Annotated in this window: 23 protein-coding genes and 1 riboswitch; of the genes, 20 read left to right on the plus strand and 3 right to left on the minus strand. The window is 47.0% G+C overall.

Annotation, left to right across the window (positions count from 1 at the left end):
- The first annotated feature begins 3 nt into the window (after positions 1 to 3).
- The 4 genes from NL930_RS01525 (at position 4) to NL930_RS01540 (ending at position 4,939) form a co-directional block, all read left to right on the plus strand.
- On the plus strand, positions 4 to 1,035 hold the full coding sequence (locus NL930_RS01525; protein ID WP_254377171.1) for an LLM class flavin-dependent oxidoreductase: 1,032 nt from the start codon (positions 4 to 6) through the stop codon (positions 1,033 to 1,035).
- Positions 1,028 to 2,047 carry an iron ABC transporter permease gene (locus NL930_RS01530; protein WP_041963044.1) on the plus strand — a complete coding sequence of 340 codons (1,020 nt, stop codon included), beginning with the start codon at positions 1,028 to 1,030 and terminating at the stop codon, positions 2,045 to 2,047. The genes NL930_RS01525 and NL930_RS01530 overlap by 8 nt, the downstream gene beginning before the upstream one ends.
- The gene (locus NL930_RS01535; protein ID WP_041963043.1) at positions 2,044 to 2,832 is read left to right on the plus strand and encodes an ABC transporter ATP-binding protein; all 789 of its coding nucleotides are present in this window, start codon (positions 2,044 to 2,046) and stop codon (positions 2,830 to 2,832) included. Before NL930_RS01530 ends, NL930_RS01535 begins: the two co-directional genes overlap by 4 nt.
- Positions 2,833 to 2,920: 88 nt before the next feature.
- Positions 2,921 to 4,939: a TonB-dependent receptor gene (locus tag NL930_RS01540; RefSeq protein WP_254377170.1), complete on the plus strand. Its 2,019-nt coding sequence runs from the start codon at positions 2,921 to 2,923 to the stop codon at positions 4,937 to 4,939.
- Between the two features lie 43 nt (positions 4,940 to 4,982).
- Here NL930_RS01540 and NL930_RS01545 read toward each other — a convergent pair whose 3' ends face one another.
- The 3 genes from NL930_RS01545 to NL930_RS01555 form a co-directional block, all read right to left on the minus strand.
- Positions 4,983 to 5,924 (minus strand): multidrug resistance efflux transporter family protein, encoded by a 942-nt coding sequence (locus NL930_RS01545; RefSeq protein WP_254377169.1) that lies wholly within the window; start codon positions 5,922 to 5,924, stop codon positions 4,983 to 4,985.
- 129 nt (positions 5,925 to 6,053) lie between these two features.
- Positions 6,054 to 8,306 (minus strand): diguanylate cyclase domain-containing protein, encoded by a 2,253-nt coding sequence (locus NL930_RS01550; RefSeq protein ID WP_254377168.1) that lies wholly within the window; start codon positions 8,304 to 8,306, stop codon positions 6,054 to 6,056.
- Positions 8,303 to 9,091, minus strand: coding sequence for an ABC transporter substrate-binding protein (locus tag NL930_RS01555; RefSeq protein ID WP_254377167.1), 789 nt, complete (start codon positions 9,089 to 9,091; stop codon positions 8,303 to 8,305). Before NL930_RS01555 ends, NL930_RS01550 begins: the two co-directional genes overlap by 4 nt.
- A gap of 126 nt (positions 9,092 to 9,217) precedes the next feature.
- Here NL930_RS01555 and NL930_RS01560 point away from each other — a divergent pair, with 126 nt between their 5' ends.
- The 16 genes from NL930_RS01560 to NL930_RS01635 all read left to right on the plus strand — a co-directional run bounded on the left by NL930_RS01560 (position 9,218) and on the right by NL930_RS01635 (position 24,656).
- Entirely contained in the window at positions 9,218 to 9,406 is a 189-nt protein-coding gene (locus NL930_RS01560) for a hypothetical protein (protein ID WP_039673749.1), read from the plus strand.
- Positions 9,407 to 9,486: 80 nt separating this feature from the next.
- Positions 9,487 to 10,077 (plus strand): sulfurtransferase-like selenium metabolism protein YedF, encoded by a 591-nt coding sequence (gene yedF / locus NL930_RS01565; RefSeq protein WP_254377166.1) that lies wholly within the window; start codon positions 9,487 to 9,489, stop codon positions 10,075 to 10,077.
- Between the two features lie 7 nt (positions 10,078 to 10,084).
- On the plus strand, positions 10,085 to 11,116 hold the full coding sequence (gene selD / locus NL930_RS01570; RefSeq protein ID WP_254377165.1) for a selenide, water dikinase SelD: 1,032 nt from the start codon (positions 10,085 to 10,087) through the stop codon (positions 11,114 to 11,116).
- 120 nt (positions 11,117 to 11,236) lie between these two features.
- Positions 11,237 to 11,848 (plus strand): YkgJ family cysteine cluster protein, encoded by a 612-nt coding sequence (locus NL930_RS01575; protein WP_254377164.1) that lies wholly within the window; start codon positions 11,237 to 11,239, stop codon positions 11,846 to 11,848.
- Positions 11,849 to 11,980: 132 nt separating this feature from the next.
- Positions 11,981 to 12,076, plus strand: a riboswitch (guanidine-I (ykkC/yxkD leader).
- 46 nt (positions 12,077 to 12,122) lie between these two features.
- Positions 12,123 to 13,190, plus strand: coding sequence for a putative urea ABC transporter substrate-binding protein (locus NL930_RS01580; protein WP_254377163.1), 1,068 nt, complete (start codon positions 12,123 to 12,125; stop codon positions 13,188 to 13,190).
- 24 nt (positions 13,191 to 13,214) lie between these two features.
- On the plus strand, positions 13,215 to 14,036 hold the full coding sequence (locus NL930_RS01585) for an ABC transporter permease (protein ID WP_254377162.1): 822 nt from the start codon (positions 13,215 to 13,217) through the stop codon (positions 14,034 to 14,036).
- Positions 14,033 to 14,779 (plus strand): ABC transporter ATP-binding protein, encoded by a 747-nt coding sequence (locus NL930_RS01590; RefSeq protein ID WP_254377161.1) that lies wholly within the window; start codon positions 14,033 to 14,035, stop codon positions 14,777 to 14,779. Before NL930_RS01585 ends, NL930_RS01590 begins: the two co-directional genes overlap by 4 nt.
- On the plus strand, positions 14,769 to 15,488 hold the full coding sequence (locus tag NL930_RS01595) for an urea amidolyase associated protein UAAP1 (RefSeq protein ID WP_254377160.1): 720 nt from the start codon (positions 14,769 to 14,771) through the stop codon (positions 15,486 to 15,488). Before NL930_RS01590 ends, NL930_RS01595 begins: the two co-directional genes overlap by 11 nt.
- A 10-nt stretch (positions 15,489 to 15,498) precedes the next feature.
- Positions 15,499 to 16,110, plus strand: a complete 612-nt coding sequence (locus NL930_RS01600) for an urea amidolyase associated protein UAAP2 (protein WP_254377159.1) — start codon at positions 15,499 to 15,501, stop codon at positions 16,108 to 16,110.
- A gap of 84 nt (positions 16,111 to 16,194) precedes the next feature.
- On the plus strand, positions 16,195 to 19,797 hold the full coding sequence (uca, locus tag NL930_RS01605; RefSeq protein ID WP_254377158.1) for an urea carboxylase: 3,603 nt from the start codon (positions 16,195 to 16,197) through the stop codon (positions 19,795 to 19,797).
- 1 nt (position 19,798) lies between these two features.
- Entirely contained in the window at positions 19,799 to 20,656 is an 858-nt protein-coding gene (locus NL930_RS01610) for a DMT family transporter (protein ID WP_254377157.1), read from the plus strand.
- Between the two features lie 9 nt (positions 20,657 to 20,665).
- Complete coding sequence (atzF, locus tag NL930_RS01615; protein WP_254377156.1) at positions 20,666 to 21,991, plus strand: allophanate hydrolase; 1,326 nt, start codon at positions 20,666 to 20,668, stop codon at positions 21,989 to 21,991.
- Positions 21,988 to 22,389 carry a hypothetical protein gene (locus NL930_RS01620; RefSeq protein WP_254377155.1) on the plus strand — a complete coding sequence of 134 codons (402 nt, stop codon included), beginning with the start codon at positions 21,988 to 21,990 and terminating at the stop codon, positions 22,387 to 22,389. The genes atzF and NL930_RS01620 overlap by 4 nt, the downstream gene beginning before the upstream one ends.
- A gap of 404 nt (positions 22,390 to 22,793) precedes the next feature.
- Complete coding sequence (locus NL930_RS01625; RefSeq protein ID WP_254377154.1) at positions 22,794 to 23,459, plus strand: hypothetical protein; 666 nt, start codon at positions 22,794 to 22,796, stop codon at positions 23,457 to 23,459.
- 11 nt (positions 23,460 to 23,470) lie between these two features.
- Positions 23,471 to 23,875, plus strand: a complete 405-nt coding sequence (locus tag NL930_RS01630; protein ID WP_254377153.1) for a hypothetical protein — start codon at positions 23,471 to 23,473, stop codon at positions 23,873 to 23,875.
- On the plus strand, positions 23,868 to 24,656 hold the full coding sequence (locus NL930_RS01635) for a hypothetical protein (RefSeq protein ID WP_254377152.1): 789 nt from the start codon (positions 23,868 to 23,870) through the stop codon (positions 24,654 to 24,656). The genes NL930_RS01630 and NL930_RS01635 overlap by 8 nt, the downstream gene beginning before the upstream one ends.
- The last annotated feature ends 101 nt before the right edge of the window (positions 24,657 to 24,757 follow it).

The following is a 24,757-nucleotide window of genomic DNA, read 5'->3' on the forward strand; positions in this document are numbered from 1 at the left end:
AGTATGAAATGGGGAATTTTTTGTCTGTTTGAACGGTATGAAACCGATGCATGCGAGGCGATTCATGCACAGATGCGTTTAGTGGAGCAAGCCGAAAAAGAAGGCTTGGAAGAGGTCTGGTTCGGGGAGCATCATTTTAATGATTTTAGTATCTGTCCTTCGCCTACGGTTTTGCTTGCCAACGCGTGTGCGAGGACGCAAACGATTCGTTTAGGGTGTGCGGGCTTTTTAGCACCTTTTTACGATGCGATACGCTTAGCCGAAGATGCGGCGATGTTGGATATTTTAAGTCGCGGACGGTTTAATTTGGGACTCGCCAAAGGTGCGTTCGCGCCCGATTCCAAGCATTTCAATACGACGACCGAACAGCTACGCCCTAAACTTTTGGAGTGTGCTAAAGCGGTAGATTCGGTGTTAAATACCTGCGATCATGCCGTTAGTTTTCACGGGGATTTTTTTGATTTTACGGAAGTAGACGTCGAGCCGAAACCCTTGCAAAGCTCCATTCCGACCTATATCGCAACGTTTGCCTCGGAAGAGACGATCGCGTTTGCGGCGCGTAAAGGCTGGGGTTTAATGCTCTCTCAGGGCGTCGATTTGGACGAGTGCGAACGCGTGAGTCGCTATTACGCTTCGATCGCCGGATGTGAGCCCGAGATCGTTTTACTGCGCACGTTTTACGTAGCACAAAGCTATGAAGAAGCCTTTGCCAAAGCACGTCCGGCGATCGATCATTTCGTCAAATCTATGCGTGCGGCATCGTCTTTTAACAAATCTCCGCAATTTGATCAAATGCGCTATCAAGCGTTGATTCAAGAACGCAACGTCTTTTTTGACGGTCAAAAATTCTTTGAAAACGGCATTATCGGCGATGTGCAACGCTGCATCGATACGTGTTTGACGATTCAAAAACGTTTTCCGAAAGTACATGTCGCTTTAAAGCTTTTAGGAACGAATGAAAATGAAAATGCCCGTTTGCTTCACGATTTTACGCAGCTTGTACGTCCGTTCGTCGATAAGGCACATCATGGTTAAAACGTCTCTTTTGTTTGCGATCGCATTCGTGCTTCTTATCGCCTCGTTTTTTGCTTCTATGTGTATGGGACGCTACGAGATCGATTTTTCGACGCTGGCACATTTTTTGAGTTGGAAATGGTTCGATATCGGAGCAATGCCGCGCGATGCGACGTTGCTTTCCAATATTTTATTCGATATTCGCTTACCGCGGATCGTAGCGGTTATTTTGGTCGGAGCCGCGTTGGCGGTTTCGGGAGGTGCGTTTCAAGCCATGTTCGTCAACCCTCTGGTCTCTCCGGGAATTTTAGGCGTATTGGCCGGTTCGTCTTTTGGGGCGGCATTGGGCATTATGATCTCGGATAATTGGATCGGCGTTCAGCTTTTTTCGTTTGCTTTTGGATTTCTTGCGGTCATGTGCGCACTTTTGATCGCGCGCATTTACGGTAAAAATGCTCCGACGACGATTTTATTGGTTTTGGGCGGCGTGATCTCAAGCGCGCTTTTTTCGGCACTGCTCTCTTTGGTCAAGTATATGGCGGATCCGTACAATAAACTCCCTGCCATCGTTTATTGGTTGATGGGTTCGTTTAGTGCCGTCGATATGAAAACGCTTTTAAACGTTAGCGTTCCGCTGGTTTTGAGTATGATCGTTCTTGCGCTGATGGGCAAATACCTCAATATCTTAAGTCTCGGCGACGACGATGCCAAAGCGTTGGGCGTGCGCGTTAGTTTGGTACGCAATACGGCGATTTTACTGGCGACGCTTTTGAGTGCTCTTACGGTCGTCGTTGCGGGAATGATCGGTTGGGTGGGATTGATTATTCCGCATATCGCGCGCTTTATGGTCGGTGCGGATAACCGCGTGATGTTGCCGATGTGCTTGCTTTTGGGCGGAATTTTTTTACTGTGGGTCGATACCTTGTGCCGAACGGTTTTAAGCGTGGAAATTCCGGTGGGTATCGTGACCGCATTGGTGGGGATTCCCATCTTCGTGCTAGCACTCAAAAATGCTAAAAAAGGGTTCGCATGAGTTTTTACGAAGCGCGAAATATCCATTTTTCGTATCAGCAAAAAAAAGTTTTGGACGGTGTAACCGTTTCCATCCCGAAGGGAAGTATCGTCTCGTTGCTCGGAGCAAACGGTGCGGGGAAAAGCACTTTGATGAAGATATTGTTGGGACTGCTTTCTCCCGATCAAGGCGAGGTCATTTTAGAAGAAAAAAACCTTGCCGATTATTCGATTAAAAAGCGTGCAGAGCATATCGCGTATGTGCCCCAAAGTACGAAAATCGTCTTCGCGTTTAGCGCATTGCAAATCGTCTTAATGGGACGTATCGCGTTTGAGGCGTGGTTTGCGAAAGCGAGCAGCGAGCATGATAAGCAGGTGTGCTATGCGGCGATGGAGCGGCTTGGTATCGCTCATTTGGCGGAGCGCAATTATCAAACCTTAAGCGGCGGCGAAAAGCAGTTGGTGTTGATCGCGAGAGCCTTAGCGCAGGGGGCAAAGATTTTAGTGATGGACGAGCCGATTTCGGGGCTTGATTACGGCAATCAACTCAGGCTTTTAGAGGCAATCTTAACACTTTGTAAAGAGGGTTACACCTTTTTAAAATCGACGCACTTTCCCGAACATGCTTTGATGTTAGAAGGGCAAACGTATGCTCTAAAAGACGGAAAAATTCTTGCAAACGGCGATACGAAAAGCGTGGTAACGGAAGCATTGATTAATACGTTGTATCAAACGGACATTACTTTATTTACGACGCATTTCGGTTATAAAGCCTGTGTCCCCAATTTTTTAAATCAACGGATCTAATAGATATGATTTGAGAGAAATGACGAAATATTTAGCATTATATAAAAATATATATAATAAGATAGCGTGACATTTTAAAGGAGGAAAGATGAAAAAACAAATGTGTTTAGGAGCGATGCTCTCCTTGGTAGCATCTTCCATGCTCTTAGCGGAAACGTTTGAGCTGGGAAAAATAGAGGTCACTTCGGAAAAAGATATCAGTGCCAATCCCAGCGTCGAAGTCGTCACGAGTGAGACGATAAAAGAGACGGATGCGAAAACCGTCGTCGACGCGTTGCAAAGTACGCCGGGCGTGTATGCGGACTATGCGGGGGCTAGGGGCGAGTCAAAAGTACGTGTACGCGGTTTTTCAAGCAATCGCGTGCCGATTTACGTCGACGGTATTCCCATTTACGTTCCGTACGACCACAATATCGATTTGGGTCGCTTTAAAACCTACGACATCGGCGAGATCGACGTTTCTAAAGGATACGTCTCTCCGATGTACGGTGCTAACACGATGGGCGGTGCGATCAATCTGATTACGAAACAACCGACCAAAGAACTTGAGGGCGAAGTGGGTGTGGGTGCGTTTAGCGGAGACGGATACGAAGAGTACGCAACGATGGGTACGAAGCAAGAGCTATACTACGGCTTGATCTCCGTTTCCAACGTTTCTAGAGATTATTATAAAATTTCAAGCGATTACGATCCTGCGGGGCATCAAGACGGTCATAAACGCTCCAACTCCGAATCCGGCGATAAAAAGCTCAACCTTAAGGTCGGTTATACGCCTAATTCAACCGATGAATACTCTTTCAACTATATCGTTCAACGCGGCGACAAAGAACAACCGTGGTATGCCTCGGCGCAAGGCTCCACCGGAAGCGGCGTGTATAATCGCAACTGGGATTGGAAGGATTGGGATAAGACGAGTTATTACATTATTACTAAAACGGCTATCGGCGAACATTTTTTAAAAACACGTTGGTATTACGATGAATTTTACAACAAAATTTTATTTAAGGGCACGCCTCAAACTTCGGCTCAAAATACCGTTACGGAAATCTCCGAGTACGACGATAACACGTTTGGCGGCATTATCGAAGGGGATATTAAAATTGCCGATAACCATCTTTTGAAACTCTCCGTCTCTCAAAAATACGATAACCACAAAGACATTAGCTCAAAATCTTCGGGTGCCGATCTTAAAGACGAAAGTAAAACCTTATCTTTGGGTGCGGAATATTCATGGCAAATGAGCGATAAATTAACATGGACACTCGGCGGTAGCTACGATCAAAACGAGGTCACGAAAGCCGAGTATCGTAATAACGCTGGAACGCGAATTGCCGGAGAGTTCCCGAAATACGATTCGGATGCATTCAATCCTCAAACGATTCTTTCGTATCAAGCGACAAAAGATTTAATGTTCTACGGTAGCGTTTCTCAAAAGAGCAATATGCCGACCTTGAAAGATCGTTATTCGTCACGCTTCGGCGATTATATCTTAAACCCAGATTTGGATGCCGAGCGATCGACGACGTATGAAATCGGTACCGATTGGGCATTTGTCGAAGATCAGCATGCTAAAGTCGCACTTTTTTATACGAAAACCAAAGACTATATTGCAAGCGTTAGCGGTTTAACCAATACGAATCCGGCATTGGGATGTACGGGTACAAACTGCAAGCAAACACAAAACTTCGACCAAGAAGAGCATAAAGGTGCTGAAGTCAGTTTAAATTCGCAATGGAATGAACAACTCCGAAGTACGCTCTCGTATACGTATATCGATGCGACGATCGAAGACAGTAAAACGGCGAACGCCAAATATACGACCGATACGCCCAAACACAGTTACTACGCGAGCTTAACCTATTCGCCGATCCATTCGGTCGACATTACACCGATCGTTCGACATGAGGGAAAACGCTACTCCACGGTCAGCGGTAGCGAAGAGAGCAGTTCGTATACGGTGGCGGATATTCGCGTAGCGTACCGCCCGATCAAAGATCTTGAATTGGCGGTCGGTATTAAAAATCTCTTTGACGAGTACTATTACTACAATAACGGTTATGCGCAAGAGGGACGAAACTATTACGCCAATGCGCGCTATAGCTTCTAAAAAAACCTACATGTAGATTCTAAAGAGAGCCGAAGGGCTCTCTTTAGTTCTGCTTTTTTTGAAATACGATAAAGAAAAAAAGACCGATAAAAACCAATCCTATTCCTAAAAATGCGCTCAAAGGCGGAACGGGTGCTCCTAAAAAAAGGACCTCTCCGATCAGCGCGAAAATGACTTCGGCGGCTTGCGTCGCATCCACCGCGGCGATTTCGGCACTGGTTTTGGCGCGGCTTCTCGCATATAAAAAGAGCGTCGTCGCAACGATGCCCGAAAAAAAAGCGACCGCGGCGGTATTCGCGACTTGCGAAATCGAGGGCGGCGGCGGAGTTGCGCAAACGATCAACACCAACCAAAAAGGAACGGAGCCTAAAGAGAGTAAGAGCACTTTGTGAAATGCATTGTGCATTAAAGGGTCGTCGATATGCGGAATCCATGAATGGGTTTGATGTTTGGCTTCCCACACGAGCTGATTGCCGATCGGGTAGCAAAACGCCGCCGCTAAAACGGGTAGAAAACCTTTTAAGAGTTCATTCCAGTTAAAATGCGTGATTGAAGCGAGGTTGACTAAGGTGACGCCTAAAAGAATCAGGGCGCAAAAAAACCAAATGCGTTTGGCGAAACGCTTTCCAAAAGCGATTAAAACGACTAAAGAAGCGATCACGGTCACTTGCCACGTCGTTGCGACGACCCAGCCTTGCGCGAAATCGGCACTGTAACATAACAGCGCGTAAAAGCCTCCAAAGCCGATGCTTCCGGAGAGTATCCAAAAACGCCAAAAGCGTTTAAAAAGGGCTAAAACGCCTTTGAGCGTCGGAACTCCTTCCCAAAAGACGATGACGAGTGCCACCATGGCGATCATAAAAAAATAGCGAAGCGATGCCGACCAAATCCAGTGTCCGTGCGCTAAGCTCATCATGCGATTGAGCAGAAACGTCGTGCTGAAAAACAGCGCCGAAAGCATTCCTAAAAAAAGCAGTACAGGCATATCTCTCCTTAACCGTGGCATTGCAAACGAGCGGTAAGCAAAAGAGATTGCCTCAGCGCACCAACGTTGATGCCATTATGGCATACGTAAGCTTGCGAGTCGATGAGTATCTATCGAAACAAAACACCGTTAAGAAGGCGTCGCGTCGTTACGGAAATAGATCCGGTTGCGTCCGCCTGCTTTGGCTTGGTACATCGCTGAATCGGCTTCTTTTAAAATAGCGGTTATGTCCGGATGCGTGTCGCTCGTAAATAAAACACATCCGATACTAGCCCCTATCGTATAGTTACCCTCTAAAAGAGCGTAGGGTTCGCACAGATGCGTTAAAATTTTTTGGGCGACGCTTTGTGCCAGATAATGCGCCATACCGTAGTGGTTGCCTAATTCGCACAGCACGACGATAAACTCGTCGCCTCCGAGCCGTACGGCAAGATCGCTTTTGCGAACGACGTCTTTGAGTCTTGCGGCGACTTGCACGAGCAACATGTCGCCTGCATCGTGCCCGTAGCGATCGTTTAAGGTTTTAAAATGATCCAAATCGATAAATAAAAGCGCATGGTAGTGCGGTTTACTTTTTCCCTCATCCCATAAATGCTGCATGGTTTCATCAAGGAGCCTGCGGTTGGCAAGGTGCGTTAAAGGGTCGTAATACGCCATTTCGTGAATCTGCTCTTGCGCGACTTTATGTTGGGTGATGTCGCTGAGATTGGCGATATAGTGCGTGGTTTTCCCTTCGGTATTTTTAATCGCGGTGATGGTTAAAAATTCGGCGAAGACTTCTTCGTTTTTGCGTTTGTTCCACATCTCGCCTTGCCAAAACCCTTTGGTGAGCAACTCTTGCCACATCGCGGTGTAAAATGCTTTGTCATGCTTACCCGATCGGAAAAAACGAGGCGTTTCGCCGATGATTTCGCTTTCGCTATAGCCTGTAATGCGTGTAAACGCTTCGTTGGCTTTAAGGATTTTTTCGTTTGCGTCGGTAATCAAAATAGCCTCTTGCGTATCGAAAGCTACGGCACTGAGGTGTAAATGTTCTGCTTTTTTTTGTGCGTCGATGTTGATATACACGCCTGTTAAGAGCTTCGGTTCGCCCTCATTCGTCATCTCGACCGCTTTACCCCTGACTTGAACGTAAACCCATTCGTTACGGGCGTTGAGCATACGACGTTCGATCACGAAAGCATGTTTTGCGATGATTTGTTCTTTAATGGCAAAATACATCGTCGCCGCTTCGTCGGGATGGGTTAATTGATAGATTTTTTCCAAACTGATCTCAAAAGCGTCGGGCTCATACCCCAACAGTTTAAAGCATTGCGGATCCCATGTAACGTGATCGCTGATGATGTCCCACGTCCAAAGTCCCGTTTGCGTCGCTTCCATCGCGATACGAAACTGTTTTTCGTACGTCAATTGTCTCTTTTGACGTTCATTTTCCTTCAAATAGCGAATCACAAGCGTCGCAAAAAGAACGCCCAAACATAAAATGAGTGCGGCACTCAGCCATAAGATTTTACGACGCTCTTTATCGCCGTACGTTAAGACGACCTGCTCGTCGGTTTTGATTTCGACGATAAAACCAAACGTGTGCGCACTGCGAAAGACGTTAAGCGTATGGTGTACGTAGTGTTTGACATGTTCGTAAAAATCTTCGTGATCTTTAGGATGTTGCGGCGTGTAGTGCGACAAAGCTAAAGGCTGTGTTCGATCGCTTGAAAAAAGCAAGGTTCCGTCGATGCGCCAAATCGAAAGCGTCGTACCTTGTTCCGGCGGCAAAATCGAGAGGTAGCGACGGTAAAGATAGTCCGTATTGATCGAAACGGCAACGTAATACGGGCGATTTTCCAAAGTTATTTTTTTGATAACAGGCAAGAAAAAGACGCCGTTGGCATCGATCGCTCGATAATCGCCGTTGGATTTTGAGGCGAAAAAATCCCGTCCTTCTTGCGGAATGCCGATGCGCAAAAGTGCGTCGTCTCCGAAAGGAATCGGCAAAAAGGTGTGAAGGTCGACTGAACGGTCGATATTGTTAGAAAGAGAACTTGCGATGATTTTTCCCGTCTCGTCGCTGATCGAAAACGAACGAATATACGGAACGTTTTCGCATAAGGAATGCAGAAGCGGCGATAACGAGGCGACTTCTTTTTGCGAGACGCTCAGTTGCATGAGACGATCGATCGAAAAATTGAGATGATGGAGCATTTGCGAAAAATGCTCTTCAAACGTATACGCATACAATTCGGCGATGCGGCGATGCGTATCCATCGCTTCTTGGCGAAGGTCTTTGAGTGTCGTCGCCATCAAAAAGATCGTCAGCGCGATGATAAAAAAGCCGATTGACGCGTAACGCAGTACGGTCTTGTTGAGGTAGGTCGTCGGCTTCACGGCGGCGTTACAACCACGATAGGATCAAGCGCGTACCGCTTTGCGATCGTTTGCAAACGACCGTCGCGTTTAATCGTTTGCATAAACGCCTCGGCACGAGAGTATAAAGCCTCTTCGTTTTTATCCAATGCCCACGCGTAGGAAGTTGGATGGAAAGAAGAGGTGGGTGCGATGCGCTTTGCCCACTCTTTTTCGACCAACAGTTGCGTGCTAAAAGGGTAGTCGCTCATCATCACGTCCGCGCGTCCGGACTCGACTTCTTGTTCGCGCGCATGCAACGAATCGACGACATGTAAAGAGGCTTTACGCAAGGCGTTTTGCATCAGTTTCACATGGTACGTTCCTTTGGCGACGGTGACGACGACGCCTTCTTGGTCGATGTCGTCCCACGTTTGGATGCGGTTATTGCTTTTGGATACGATGGCGTATATATCGCTTTGCAGGTGCGGCGACGTGAAACGTAAATATTTTTGACGCTCCGGCGTAATGCCGATCGCAAACATCGCGATGTCGCATCGATGCGATAAGAGGTCTTGGATCAAAGTCGCAAACGAACTTTGTACGAAGCGTACGCTTACGCCGAGCGTTGAAGCAAACTCTTGGGCTAAATCAACGTCGATACCGGAAAGTTTTTGCGTGCGGGGATTGAGGTACGAGATGCCGTAATATTCGGGCCAAATACACACGCGAAGTTGTTGGGTATGCAAGACGGTCTCTAAAAGGTCGGCAAAGAGGAGAGGAGGTAAAAGCATGAAGGCGATGCAAATTTGCGGAAGCACTCTCATGGCGTGACCTTTTTATGACATCAAAACATACGGTTTTAAAGTATAGCACAAAAATGCGGTTGCTATTTTGAATTTACAAAAATCGTGCTACAATGAGGGCAATTATCAGATCAAGGAGTTACGAGTATGTTTGTAAGATTAAACGATAGAGTCTACCTCAATGCCGATCGCATTACGCGTATTAAAATCGACGAAGTGCAAGACGGTATCCGCGTGCGCTTTTACGAAGGTCAAAATCAAGTCGCCAAAAGCCAAAAATTTCCGTCCGTAGCCGAAGCGAGCGCATGGATTGAAAAAACGATGAATCAAAAATAAGAAGAGCGCCTCGGCTCTTCCCCTCTTTTTTAAGGTCTACGGCGTAGACACAACACATTTTAGATACGGAGAACAATACCATGAAAATCGATTGCAGCGGTTTGGCGTGTCCCGAGCCGGTTTTGAAAACGAAAAAAGCTTTGGAGACGCTTCCGAACGACTCGATTCTAGAGATCGTCGTCGATAACGTCGCTTCGCGAGAAAACGTTTTGCGTTTCGCGCAAAATAGCGGTTATGATGCAAGGGCCGAAGAGTTACAAGGCGGCAAGAGCTTGATTACGGTCGTGAAAGGCTTTGCGTGCGCGGTTGTCGCTTCATCTAAAGAGGAAGCGTTTTTGGACAAAACCCTCTTTTTGAAAAGCGATAAAGTAGGCGAGGGCGAACTCGGTGCTAAACTGATCGTCGGGTTTTTGAAATCCACGTTAGAACTTCCCAAGCTTCCCAAACGCATCGTTTGCGTCAACACGGCGGTGCATTTAACGACCGCCGATGAGACCTCTCCCGTGATCGAGATTTTAAAAGGCTTGGAAGCCAAAGGCGTTGAAATTTACTCGTGCGGCGTTTGCCTTGAATTTTACGGTGTGAGCGACCGGCTCAAAGTCGGTAAAATCGGCAATGCGTACGGCACGATCGAGATGCTTTTCGGCGGAGAAGGCACTATTAGCTTATAGGAACGCTATGAACAACGAAGCAAAATTGACCAAATACGTCAAGGCTGCGGGTTGTGCTGCCAAGCTAGGTCCGGGAGATCTCACAGAAGCGATCGGCAGTCTTTCTTGCACGCATGAAAACGTATTGGTCGGAATGGACACCAGTGACGATGCCAGCGTATATGCACTTGATAGCACGCGTGCATTGGTTCAGACGGTCGATATTATTACGCCCGTCGTGGACGATCCGTTTGTTTACGGACAAATCGCCGCCGCCAATTCGTTAAGCGACGTTTTTGCGATGGGCGGAGAAGTCGCAACGGCGATGAATATCGTCGGATTTGACGGTTGCCATCAACCCCGAAGCGTGCTCAAAGAGATTTTAGCGGGCGGGGAGAGTAAAGTACGAGAATGCGGCGGCGTCATTATCGGCGGCCATACCATCGAAGCACCCGAAATGACCTACGGTTTAAGCGTTGCGGGGTTTGTTCATCCTCAAAAGATTTACCGCAACAATACGCCCAGAGTCGGCGACGTGCTCGTTTTGACCAAACCGTTGGGCATGGGTATCTTAACAACGGCGATCAAAGCGGATATGCTTCCAAACGATGCGGTCGAAAAGGTTGCGTCGATTTTGGCGACGTTGAACCACAAGGCTTCGCGCATCATGCAACGCTACGACGTGAGCGCATGCACCGACGTGACGGGATTCGGACTTTTCGGGCATGCCTACGAAATGAGCGCCGATCGCGTGAGTATTCTTTTTGATATCGACGCGATTCCTATCGTCGAGGAAGCTAAGGCATTGGCGGATATGGGGATTATTCCCGCCGGAGCGTATACCAATAAAGCCTATTTGAGCGATAAAGTCGCCGTTCAAAAAGCGCATCGAAACGAGATCATGCTTTACGACGCGCAAACGTCGGGCGGCTTGTTGATCGCGGTTGCGCAAAACGACGCGCCAAAACTGCTCGAACACCTTCGAAACGAAGGGGTTGAGTCTGCGGCGATCATTGCAGAAGTCAAGGCGTTTTACGACAAACCGTTGGCGTACATGTAAGATTGAGGGTGTGTAAAAACGACGTGCTATAATGCGTTTCGCCTTGATTTTACCAAGCGGGTATGGATTTGCGTTTGACTTTGTTGTATGATAATCGCATCTTAATTTGCGCGGGCACAAATGGATTGTATCGGAAGTTTTGTCACGATTAAAGGGCGTGATTGGTATTTTAACGGGTGTTCTACATGTCAAGGTTTTTGCTGTGACGGAGCGCACGGCTTTTCGCTGGCACCTTTGATTCTAGAAGATTTTGAAGCGGTTTACCGTTATTTCCCGATTGTTTTTAGCTTTCTTGAAGATAGCTTGGGCGTTTTTGTTTTACTAAACGACGGAGAAAACACGTGTCGCTATCTTGATCATAAGCGTTGTTCGATCTACGACGCCCGCCCGCCCGCATGCCGACTCTATCCCGTGAGCCCTTACTTCGAACATCTTCTAGTAGATACGAAATGCCCTTCGCTAAGCCGTACGCAAGGACGGTTATTGTGCAAGAACGGTGTTTTGGAATCGGCATTTTACACGAAACGTTTGGAAAATTTTGTCGCTAAAAAAGAAGAAACGCGTCTTTTTTTAGAGAGCATTAACGATCGAAACGATTTTGAATACGTTGGCAAAATAGCCGATACGCCGCTGTACGTTTACAAACCGACCTCTCAAAACCGATACTTAAGTATGCATTTAGAATCGCTCACATTACTGACGTCGTATCTCAAAACACCTTATAGCGCATAAGCGTTTGTTTTCAACCCCCTTCGGATAGGATGCTTAAATTTTAATCAGTTTAGTGTTTATTCGTTTTCAAAAAATCGGTTATACTTTCGGCAGAAAACATGTCATTGGGGCGAAAGCCTCACTGCTAATCACTGAAATGACGGCTAGGGTTCCGGCACATCGTGCGTCTGGTCCAAGAGCTGTCGCCTCTTGAGTAGAGGTTCACGGAGGGATAAAAGCCCGGGAGGTTTTCAACCTCTTGGCGTGTTTCCCAAATTCTACTCAGGAGTCTTCCATGACCTCTATCTTTAACTCTGTGCTGAAGCTTTGTGTTGCCTCTATGGTGGCTACGACGATGATGAGCGGCTCTTTAATGGCTCAAACCAAAGAGAAGTTCCAAGTCGCGTGGACGATTTACGTCGGATGGATGCCGTGGGACTATGCGCAACAATCCGGCATTATCGATAAATGGGCGAAAAAATACGGCATTCAAATCGAAATGGTTCAAGTCAACGATTATGTCGAATCGATCAACCAATATACCGCCGGAAAATTTGACGGATGCGTAATGACCAATATGGACGCACTCACGATTCCTGCCGCGGGCGGTGTGGACTCCACTGCCGTAATTATCGGCGATTTTTCCAACGGGAACGACGGTATTATTCTTAAAAACAAAAAAAGCCTTGCCGAAATCAAAGGTCAAAACGTCAATCTCGTCGAACTCTCCGTCTCTCACTACCTTTTAGCACGCGGACTTGAAAGCGTCGGGCTTAAAGAAAAAGACATCAAAGTCGTCAATACCTCCGATGCGGACATCGTTGCGGCATTTGCTTCTCCTGAGCTGACCTCTTTGGTCACTTGGAATCCGCAACTCAGCGAAATCAAAGGGATGAAAGGCGCTTCTTTAGTGTTTGACTCCAGCAAAATCCCCGGTGAAATCATCGACATGTTAGTGCTCAATACCGAGACGATCAAAGAGAATCCCAAACTTGCCAAAGCGTTAACCGGTGCATGGTACGAGGTGATGGGCTTGATGAAAAATAAAGACGCCAAAGCGATTGCGGCAATGGCAAAAGCCTCCGGAACGGACGTTGCGGGTTTCAATAGCCAACTTAAAACGACCAATATGTTCTACGACGCCAAAGATGCTCTAAAGTTTACTCTCAGTGCCGAACTGCCTAAAACGATGCAAAAAGTGAGTGAATTCTCCTATGAACACGGTATTTTGGGAGACGGAGCAAAAGATGCGACGTTTGTCGGTATGGCGTTTCCTAACGGCAAAACCTACGGCAGTACCGGAAATATGAAACTTCGCTTTACGGACGAATACATGAAATTGGCGGCCGAGGGAAAACTCTAAAATTCGTATACAAAAGAGGATAGGATGAAGCGACTGATCAATCGAAAACCCAATCGCGGGAACGCCTTACTATTAGGACTGCTCCCGTTTGTCATTCTCGTGATCGTGTACGTGTTTGCTTCCCATGCGAGGTTAGCGGACAATGCCGAGGATAAGCTCCTACCCTCGATCGCGCAGATGGTGCAAACGATGGACAAGTCGGCACTGAGTCCGAGCAAACGAAGCGGCGAGATCATTTTTTGGAACGATACGCTCGCTTCCTTGCAGCGTTTAGGATTGGGGATTGGCATTAGCGCGGCGTTGGGATTGATGCTCGGCGTGCCTTTGGGGTTGATTCCGCTCGTTCGAGCGGGTTTTTCCCCGTTTATCGCCGCCTTTTCGATGGTGCCGCCGATTGCGATCTTGCCGATCCTTTTTATCGTCTTTGGAATGGGAGAGGTCGCTAAAGTCGCGTTGATCGTTATCGGCGTAACGCCCATCATCGTGCGCGATTTACAGCATCGCGTCGAGGAGTTTCCCAAAGAGCAGCTCATTAAAGCGCAAACTTTGGGAGCCAGTTCGTGGACGCTTGCCGTTCGTATTATCGTCCCGCAGATGTTACCGCGTCTTTTAGATGCGGTGCGATTAACCTTGGGAACGGCGTGGATTTTTTTGATCTCCTCCGAAGCGATCGCCGCTACCGAGGGACTTGGGTATCGCATCTTTTTGGTCAGACGTTATTTGGCGATGGATATGATTTTGCCCTATGTTTTATGGATTACGGTGTTGGCGTTTTTAGCGGATTTTATCCTCAAAAAAGTGACATGTAAGGTTTTCCCGTGGTATGCGAAAAAGGATGCCCTATGAGTTTGATTACGATCAAAAATCTATGGAAACGCTACGGGGATAACGTCGTGTTGGAAAACCTCTCTTTGGAGATCAAAGAGGGCGAGTTTTGCACGTTGGTAGGACCTTCAGGCTGCGGTAAGAGCACGTTTTTAAAGATGTTGCTCGGCGAAGAGAGCCCGAGTAAAGGGCTTTTTCTCTTTGAGGGTAAACCGTTTCCGAGCGAACCGAGCGTGGAGCGGGGCATCGTGTTTCAGCGTTATTCGCTTTTTTCGCATTTAAGCGTTTTGGAAAACGTGATGCTCGGCATTGAACTTGGAAAAGCGCCTTTTTTAGGCAAACTCTTCGGTCGCGCTAAAAAAGAAGCACGCGCCGAAGCCGTCGCGATGCTAGAAGCCGTGGGGCTTGGAAGCGTGCTTCATCACTATCCGAGCCAATTATCCGGCGGGATGCAACAACGCCTTTCCATCGCGCAGTCTTTGGTTAAAAAGCCTAAACTGCTTTTATTGGACGAGCCTTTCGGGGCGTTGGATCCGGGCATTCGAGCCGACATGCACGCGCTTATTTTGGATTTGTGGAAGAAAAACAACTTAACCGTCGTGATGGTCACGCACGATCTTCACGAGGGCTTTTATTTGGGAACCAGAGTGTTGGTGTTCGATAAGGTTCGAAACGATCCTCAAGCACCCAACGCATTTGGCGCAAAAATCACGTACGATATTCCGTTATTGCGTGAGAAAAAGGAAGAAAAAAATGATAGATAAAAACAAGATTGTTTTGGAAGAGCGTATCGTTGGGGGTGCGAAGTGGTCAAAGATCATCAAACGCGGCGATAAAATCCGCATTTATGCCAAAGATACCAATGCGAGTGCGAGCATCATGTTCTACAACGCTGATAATTTCAGCGAGCGTTACAACTCTGCCGATACGGTCAAGATTCAGTGGAACGCCTTTTTAGGCAAAGGTAAAGTGCTTTTCTCTGAACTCGGGCACGTGCTTTTGTCGATTACGGATGATACCACCCAAGGGCTTTTGGATACGATGGCAGGCATGAGCAATGCACGCATCATCGAAAAAAACTTTGGAATCGGCACGTACGAGAAGATGCGCAATGCCTATTTCAAAAGCGACCGCGAAAACTTTTTGATCGAGCTTGGCAAATACGGCATGGGTAAGCGCGATATGATTCCCTGCCTCAACCTTTTTCGCAAAGTCGACGTCAAAGAGGGCAGTTTGTTGGAACTTTCTCCCAAACGTCCCAAAGAGGGAGACTACATCGAGTTTCGTGCCGATATGAACGTGCTTTTGGTGCTTTCCAATACGCCGCACGTCATGGAAAAAGGAACGTATGCGCCAAGCGAACTCTCCGTCGTCATCTATCACGGAGCGGACTTTAGCGAAGATGATTTTTGTTTGAATTTTAGTGAAGAAGCCAGACGCGGTTTTGAGAACAACGCGCGTTATTTTGCCTAAGGAGATAACGATGGAAGCAAAAGAGATATTCAACGAGCGCGTGAGTTCGGGTGTACCGTTTTACCGTGTCGTCAAAAAAGGTCAAACGATCCGCATCGTCGATTTGGAGGGGTGTCAAGCGGTCGATACGCTTTTTTACAACGCGAACGATCACGAAGAGCGTTACAGTGCAAGCGATACTATTCGCGAGCAGGGCAGTATTTTTATCACGACGGGAACAAAACTGCTTTCCAACGACGATAACGTGATGCTCGAAGTCATCGCCGATACCTGCGGAAACCACGACACTTTAGGCGGGCATTGCAGTGCCGAGAGCAATACGGTACGTTTCGGACACGACAAAAAATACATGCACAGTTGCCGCGATAACTATCTTTTAGCGATCGGAGAGCTTGAGATGCACCCGCGCGATCTGACCAATAACATCAACTTTTTCATGAACGTTCCGGTTGAAGAAGACGGTCATTTGGCGATCGTGGACGGTATCTCTAAAGGCGGCGATTACGTCGAAATGAAGGCTTATATGGACGTTTTGGTGCTCATTTCCAACTGCCCGCAACTCAATAACCCGTGTAACGGTTTCAATCCGACGCCGATTCAGATCATCATCAAAGAAGCCTAAGCGCGTTTGCACCTTTTAAAGGACGACCTTTAAGAGAAAAATAGTTTTGCGGGACGACCCGCGAATTTTTTGCAAGGATGAGAGATGTTTACAAAAGTTCTGATTGCCAACCGCGGCGAAATCGCTTGCCGCGTCATCAAAACCCTCAAAAAAATGGGCATCGTTTCGGTGGCTGTGTACACTGAAGCCGACAAAGATTCTTTACATGTAAGCTTTGCGGACGAGGCATATTGCATCGGCAAAGGAATGGCGAGTTCAAGCTATCTGGACGGTGAAAAGATCTTAGCGTTAGCTCAAAAAGTCGGTGCGGAAGCGATTCATCCGGGATACGGTTTTTTGAGTGAAAATGCCGCTTTTGCGAAAGCGTGTGAAACCAAAGGCATTGTCTTTATCGGTCCAAGGGCTGAGCATATCGAAGCTTTTGGTCTCAAACACACCGCACGGGCATTGGCCAAGTCGCATCATGTCCCCTTATTGCCCGGCTCATCGTTACTTGATAGCGTCGAAGAAGCGTTAAAAAGTGCTCAAGAGATCGGTTATCCGGTCATGCTCAAAAGCACCGCGGGGGGCGGGGGCATCGGTATGCAGCTTTGTTACGACGACCGAGCACTCCATGAAGCGTACGCTTCGGTCAAACGTTTGAGCGAAAACAACTTCTCCAACGGCGGTCTTTTTTTGGAAAAATACGTCGCCGCCGCGCGTCACATCGAAGTACAGATATTTGGCGACGGCAAAGGCGTGATCGCGACCCTTGGGGAGCGAGACTGCTCGATTCAACGCCGCAACCAAAAAGTCATCGAAGAAACGCCAGCCCCCAATCTTAGCGATGAAACACGACAAGCACTCTATGAAGCCGCGACGCGTTTGGGGCAGTCGGTCAATTATCTGAGTGCCGGAACGGTCGAGTTCGTGTACGATACGACCACAAACGATTTTTACTTTTTAGAAGTGAACACGAGGCTTCAAGTCGAACACGGCGTTACCGAAGAGGTCTGCGGCGTGGATTTGGTCGAGTGGATGATTCGCCAAGCTTACGGTCACAACGATGCGCTTTATGCTTATGTTCACCGCCCCGTAGGGCATGCGATTCAAGTACGCGTCTATGCGGAAGACCCGATCAAAAATTTTCAACCCAGCTCCGGAATGCTCCATAACGTTTTGTTTGCTCCGAATATTCGCGTCGATTCGTTTATTGAAACGGGTGTGAGCATCGCCTCGTTTTACGATCCGATGATTGCTAAGTTGATCGTCAAAGCCCCTTCGCGAGAAGAAGCCCTTACGAAGATGCAAGAAGCGATCGCACAAACGCGCATCGACGGCATTACGACCAATCTTTCGTATTTGGGTGCGATCGTGGGAAGCGACTTTTTTCAACACGCAACGCATACGACCAAATCGTTAGCCGGTTTTGCCTATTCGAGCAACCGCATCGACGTCTTAAGACCCGGAACGCAAACGAGCGTGCAAGATTTTCCCGGACGCGTCGGCTATTGGGATGTGGGCGTACCGCCTTCGGGTCCTTTTGATGCGCTTCATTTTCGCTATGCCAATACGCTTGTGGGCAATGCCAAAGAGGCTTCCGGACTGGAGATCGCGATCACGGGACCGACATTGCGTTTCAATCAAGCAAGCGTTATCGCCCTATGCGGCGCGCGTATCGATGCGAGCATCGACGGGGAAACCGTGGCGATGAATCGCGCGATACATGTCAAAGCCGGAAGCGTGCTCAAACTCAAAAAAGTGCACATGCAAGGCTTTCGTACGTACCTTGCAATTCGAGGCGGTTTGGACGTGCCGTTGTATTTGGGTTCGCGCTCGACCTTTACGCTCGGGCATTTCGGCGGACATGCCGGACGTGAATTGATCGCGGGAGATGTTTTACATGTAAGCTCGATGATCGCCCAAGAACCGCTTAGCGAACCGCTGAATGTAGCTCACGCAATCACGAATACGTGGGAGATCGGCGTGTTGTACGGGCCGCACGGCGCACCGGAATTTTTCACCGAAGAAGACATCGAGGCGTTTTTCGCCGCGACGTGGGAAGTGCATTATAACTCCAACCGTACGGGGGTCAGGCTTATCGGTCCTAAACCTTCGTGGGCGCGCAAAGACGGCGGAGAAGCGGGACTTCATCCGTCCAATATTCACGATAACGCTTATGCGATCGGTGCGGTAGACTTTACCGGCGATATGCCGGTCATTTTAGGGCCTGACGGTCCGAGCTTGGGTGGGTTCGTCTGCCCCGTAAGCGTTGCGAGTGCCGAGCTGTGGAAAATCGGTCAGCTTCGCGCCGGCGATAAAATCCGCTTCGTACCGATCAGCCATGACAATGCGATCAAAATGCTTCAAGCGCAAGAGGCGGCATTGGAAAAAGGCGTCGCGTTTGATGCGCGGTCTTTCTTACATATAGCACCGCTTGGCTCGACGATTTTGTATCGCGATGAGGGCAAAAACGATTTGCCGAGCATCACGTTTCGACAGTCCGGAGATGCATATTTGCTGATCGAATACGGTTTGATGCAGCTCGATATCGCCCTTCGTTTTCGCGTTCACGTCTTGATGGAAACGCTCAAAAAAGCTTGCATTGCGGGAATAATCGACATAACGCCGGGCATACGGTCGTTGCAGGTACATTTTGATCCGTTAGTGTGCGATCGGGCAAAGCTAATCGAGCAAATTGCGGCAATGGAATGCTCGCTTCCGAGCATCGACGACATCGAAGTTCCGACGCGCATCGTGCATTTGCCGCTTTCGTGGGACGACGTGCAAACGCGCATCGCGATCGAAAAATACATGAAAATCGTTCGTCCCGATGCGCCGTGGTGTCCAAGCAATATCGAATTTATCCGTCGTATCAACGGGCTTAACGCGATAGAGGACGTGAAAAAGATCGTCTTTGATGCCAATTATTTGGTCATGGGACTAGGAGACGTCTATTTGGGAGCACCCGTCGCCACGCCGCTGGATCCGCGCCACCGACTCGTCACCACCAAATACAACCCCGCGCGTACGTGGACGCCGGAAAATGCCGTGGGTATCGGCGGGGCGTACATGTGCGTGTACGGCATGGAAGGCCCCGGAGGTTATCAGTTTGTCGGTCGTACCGTGCAGATGTGGAACAAATACCGCCAAACAAACGACTTTAAAGAGGGCAAACCGTGGTTGCTTCGCTTTTTCGACCAAATCCGATTTTACGAAGTGAGCCATGAAGAACTGATGCAGATGCGCGAAGATTTTCCGCGCGGCAAAATCAACCTCAAAATCGAAGAGAGCACGTTTAGTTTGAAAGCGTATAAAGCCTTTTTAGCGCAAAACGGCGAAAGCATCGACGCTTTTGTGACCATGCAACGTCGGGCGTTTGAGGAGGAGCGTTTGATGTGGGAAAAAACGGGACTTGCCAACTTTTCGGCGGAACACGAAGCCGAAGTCGCGCACGAAAACGAGGTCGTGGAACTCGGCGATAACGAAGGCGTGGAAGCACCCGTTCAAGGCAATTTATGGAAAATTAACGCTAAGGTCGGCGATACCGTGAAGGAGGGCGATGTTTTGGCAATCGCCGAGTCGATGAAGATGGAGATCGCGATCGAAGCTTCCGAAAACGGAAAGATCGTCGCGGTTTTGTGCGAAGAGGGCGAGAACATTCATGCGGGTAAATTGCTTTTTATCATCGAGCCGATCAAGGCTTAAAATGAGATCGCACCTTCCCGTAATCGTCCTTTTTTCAGCTTCCATTCTCTGGGGGCTTTCATGGTGGCCGTTGAAACAGATTCATGCATTGGGCATTGAGGGAATTGCTCTTATTTTCGGTGCGTACGGCGTATTGGCGTTGGTCTATTTACCTCTAACGCTAAGAGGATTTTCGTGCCGATACGCAACGGGACTCGGTGCGATAGCCCTTTTAGGAGGCGGAGCAAACCTTTGCTTTACCTATGCGCTGATTAACGGTGACGTGGTGCGCGTGATGGTGCTCTTTTACCTTTTGCCCGTGTGGGGCGTACTGGGCGGTTACTTCTTTTTGCACGAAAAGCTCAGTCTCGCAAGAGTCGGGGGAGCATGGCTTGCCGTTGCGGGTGCTTTTTTGATTTTGGGCGGAGTCGAAACCTTACATGTAAGCTTTTCGACGATCGATCTGATCGCTTTAGCGGCGGGGATTTTTTTCGCGCTCAACAACATTTTGTTTCGCTCGTTGAAAGAGGTACATGTTAACGTCAAAGTCGGAGCGATGTTTTGGGGATGCTTCGTGCTTGCTAGCACGTTAATACTACTGGGCGTCGAGCGTTTTCCGAGTGAAGTCGGTGCTAGGGCATGGGCGGCATTGCTGGCGTACGCTCTTTTATGGTTACTGCTCGCCAATATCGGTTCGCAATGGGGCGTCACGCAGATGCAAGCGGGACGCTCATCGATCATTATCATCATGGAGCTGGTAACGGCCGTGGTATCTGCCGCTTACATCGGCGAGCGGGCATTGAGTTTTAGCGAATATACCGGCGGTGCATTGGTCGTTTCGGCGGCATTGATCGAAGCTCTGTCATCTCAAGAAGAATAGGAACATACGATGGATAGAATGACTCTTAAAAAAGCGTACAAAGAGGGGCTAAGCCCTCGAACGCTGGTCGCGACGATTAAAGAGACGATAGCACGGCACGCTTCCAATCCGATTTGGATTTACGTGCTAAGCGATGAAGAACTCGAACCGTACCTTGCGCGTTTGGAGACGCAAGAGGCGCATAGCCTTCCGTTGTACGGTATACCGTTTGCGATTAAGGACAATATCGACTTGGCGGGGATTCCCACGACGGCGGCATGTCCCGATTTTCGTTACGTTCCCCAAACGTCGGCATACGTCGTCGAGCGTTTGATCGAAGCGGGAGCGATTCCGATCGGTAAAACCAATCTCGATCAATTTGCGACAGGGCTTGTCGGTACGCGCTCGCCTTACGGGGCGTGTCACAATAGCATCGACGCACGTTATATTTCCGGCGGCTCTAGCTCGGGCAGTGCGGTCAGCGTGGCTTTGAATATGGTCGTTTTTTCATTGGGTACCGATACGGCGGGTTCAGGTAGAGTGCCGGCGGCGTTTAACGCCTTGGTCGGTTTTAAGCCTTCCAAAGGCGTGGTGAGCACGAGCGGCGTCGTACCGGCGTGCCGCAGTTTGGATTGCGTCTCGTTGTTTTGCCAAAACGCGCAAGACGCGAGCTTTATTTTTGACGTGATGGCGGATTTTGACGCGAGCGACGTGTATGCGAGAGCGTTACCCGCTCGGGTGCGCGACGTGCCCGAACATTTTTATTTCGGAGTGCCTAAAAAAGCAGATTTGGCGTTTTTCGGCGACAAGGAAGCCAAAGCCTTGTTTGACGCAAGCGTGGAGCGTTTGATTGTTCTGGGCGGCACTCCCAAAGAGATTGATTTTGCACCGTTTTTAGAAGCGGCCGACTTGCTTTATTTTGGACCTTGGGTCGCGGAGCGTTACGTGGCGACCAAAACGCTTTTGGAAAGTTCGCCTCAGAGCTTTTTAGACGTGACCAAAGGTATTATTGAGCAAGGAAAAAGTAAGAGTGCGGAAGCGTATTTTGAAGCGGAGTACCGATTGAAGGCTTATCGAAGAAAAGCCGAGGCGGTTCTTGAAACGGTCGATTTTATCGTGACGCCGACGACGGGAACGATCTACACGATCGAAGAGGTCAATGCCGACCCGATCAGGCTCAATACGAATTTGGGGTACTACACCAACTTTATGAATTTGCTCGATTGCGTCGCGTACGCGTTGCCCGCAGGTCGAAGAAATAACGGTTTGCCGTTTGGCATCACGATCTTTGCGGATCATTTTAACGATAAAGCGCTCCTTGCGATGGGTGCGCGTTACATGAAGGAGAACGTATGAGTCAGTGGATCGAAGTGGGCGTTTGCGGCGCACACATGCAGGGTTTGCCTTTAAACCATCAGTTGGTCGCTTTGCAAGCGACCTATGTCAAAACATGCAAAACGGCCGTAGGATACCGCTTGTTTGACGTTCCCGAAAAAGTACCGCCGCGTCCGGGACTGCTCAAAGATCGCACAAGTCCTTATGCGATCGAGCTGGAAGTATGGCAAATGCCTTTGGAAAACTTCGGAGCATTCATGGTACAAATCGCCTCGCCTTTAGGCATCGGAACGCTTGAACTAGACGACGGAAGCAGCGTCAAAGGCTTTATCTGTGAATGCGACGCGGTAAAAAATGCAAAAGAGATCAGTGAATACGGGGGTTGGAAAGCATATATCGCAAAGGCGAAACACGTTTAATCGTAAAACGACGGAAGCGTTCAAGGAAAATCGATTGTGGGTATAGCGCACGAACAAAGGCTATTTATCCCCTAAATTTAGGGATTTAGGCTTTGTTTTCAAGTTTAAAATTAAATCCTACACCATATAATCAGTAAAAAATATTCAATGGCTCAAATCTCAATATATTTATATAACAAAGGTATTGTGCCTTCGATTGGTATTCATTTTTACTGTTGAATTTCTGCGAATTAATTTATTGCCAATGTCTATAAAATAAGGAAATTTTTAAGTAGAGATGTTTAGATGTGACCTTTCAGATATTTTTAGAATTTTTGTAAAGTGCTTATTATTTCATTTTGCAATATTCCTCATAGGCGTAGGATTTTTGGAATATAATCAAAAGAAAACTTTAGGATGGTACTATGGATGAACTTGTACAAAGATGTAATAGTTTGTTAGATGATATGACAAAGTTTCCATTAAAACAGTATGACGAATATGGTGAGCTTCCATATTATTATCATACGAATATGACGCAGAGATTGCAAAAGTGGATTTCATCTGTATCAAATCTAATCTCGATTACTGTATCAGAACGTAATCATTTCCATATTGAATGTCAAAAACTTATATCTGATGAGCATTTTAAAACTAGTGTTCCATATCATGTTGTAGAAAGACTTAGTGGCTTGCTAGAATCTTTCCGTGATGAACTACAACAAGGCTTATTAAGAAAACTTGAATACATCGTTATGGCTACAACGTTTGATGAGTTCCTAGACCATGCTGAACATTTTCACAAAGGTGGTAAACAACAAGAATCATCAGTTCTTGCAAGTGTTGTATTTGAAGATACTATTAGAAAAATAGCCAAGAAAAATTTGATTGAAGAAAAAGGTGTAGATTTAGAAACTATTATAAATGAGTTGACAAAGATTGATGTATTTACTCCTGTTAAAGCTAATAGAGCTAAAGGTTTTGGTGCAGTCAGAAATAAAGCTCTGCATGCACAATGGTCTGAATTTGATTTAAAAGATGTTGGTGGACTTATTAGTGGGACAAGAGAATTAATAGAAAAATATTTATAGGGATTATTTCAGTGCGTTCACATGAAAATATAATAGAGGATTTAAAAGAAGAACTACAAGTTGTTTATAATGAAGTTTTAGAGTTAGCTCCACAAGCATTTCAAGAGAAGCTTTCATTATGTAGTTTTAATGCAACAAAACAAGAGTATATATTAAAGAAAAAAGAACTCATAGATTTCATTCTTCAGAAAGTAGAAATATGCCAAGAACCAAATGATTATCAAGTCTCACCGAGAGGTTATTGTCCTTTATGCTACAGAGGTGCTGATAACGCATATGATGAAGGTTTTATTATTTCAGAAGGTCTTATAAGGCACTTAAAAGGTTCTCATGGTGCTCGACAGTGCACTATCATCAAAGCTTTAGATAAAATAGCACAATATTATATTAACCTTCAAAAGGCTAAAAATGCTTAAAATACTTCAGTGGATTATAGGTGGCTTTGCCTGTATCCTCTTGATTAATCTAGTTTGGACTGTCTCCAGTTTAGATCACTCTATAATGTACCTAGTAAGTTCCAGTTTAGACAACAACGCTAGTGAAACTATCAAAGACTTTAAGGATTCATGGGCTATTCGAGGGCAGATGGGAGATATTCTATCAGGTCACTTTTCAGCTTTGGCATTCCTTGCAGTTGCCTTTAGTATTATTCTTCAAAATGAAGCTAATCGTAAAATGCAGATGAGTATAGAAAAACAGGATAAAGCTCTTGAGCAACAAGAAAAATCTTTACAGCAACAAAGTAAAGCATTAGAAGTTCAATCAGAGAGTCTTAAAGCTCAAATCGAAGAACTCCAACAATCACGTAAAGAGAGTGAAAAGCAAACTGAAGAGTTTTTTATTGCCAACATGAATGTTAAGCTTGATAGATATTATTCAATCTTGGATGAAAAAATAAAAATCGTAACAGAAGATTTACTAGAAAAATACAAGTTTGCTAAAGATCATTTATTTCTTGAACCAATAGAGGGTCAAGACAGATACTTTACAGTAGAAGTACCGTTAAGAGAAGTTGTTAGGGTTTTAGGATTTATTTATGATGAGATACAGGCTGTTGAGCAACAATATCCAAGTGGTTACATTTTGTTTTTAAAAGAATTAAAACTACGAATGAAAAGTAGCTTGATATTTTCACGTATTTATACTGAGTTTGAAGGTGCAAAAAATAGTAAAGCCTTCTCATTATTAAGAGATTAGACCTAACGTCCACTCTCCTCATACTCCTTCGCTAATCCTAAAAGCTCTGTGAGAGCCTCTGAGACGACTTTATTCAATCTAGAGATATAAAATGACTATTT

Source organism: Sulfurospirillum sp. hDNRA2 (genome assembly GCF_024206095.2).
Classification (GTDB): domain Bacteria; phylum Campylobacterota; class Campylobacteria; order Campylobacterales; family Sulfurospirillaceae; genus Sulfurospirillum.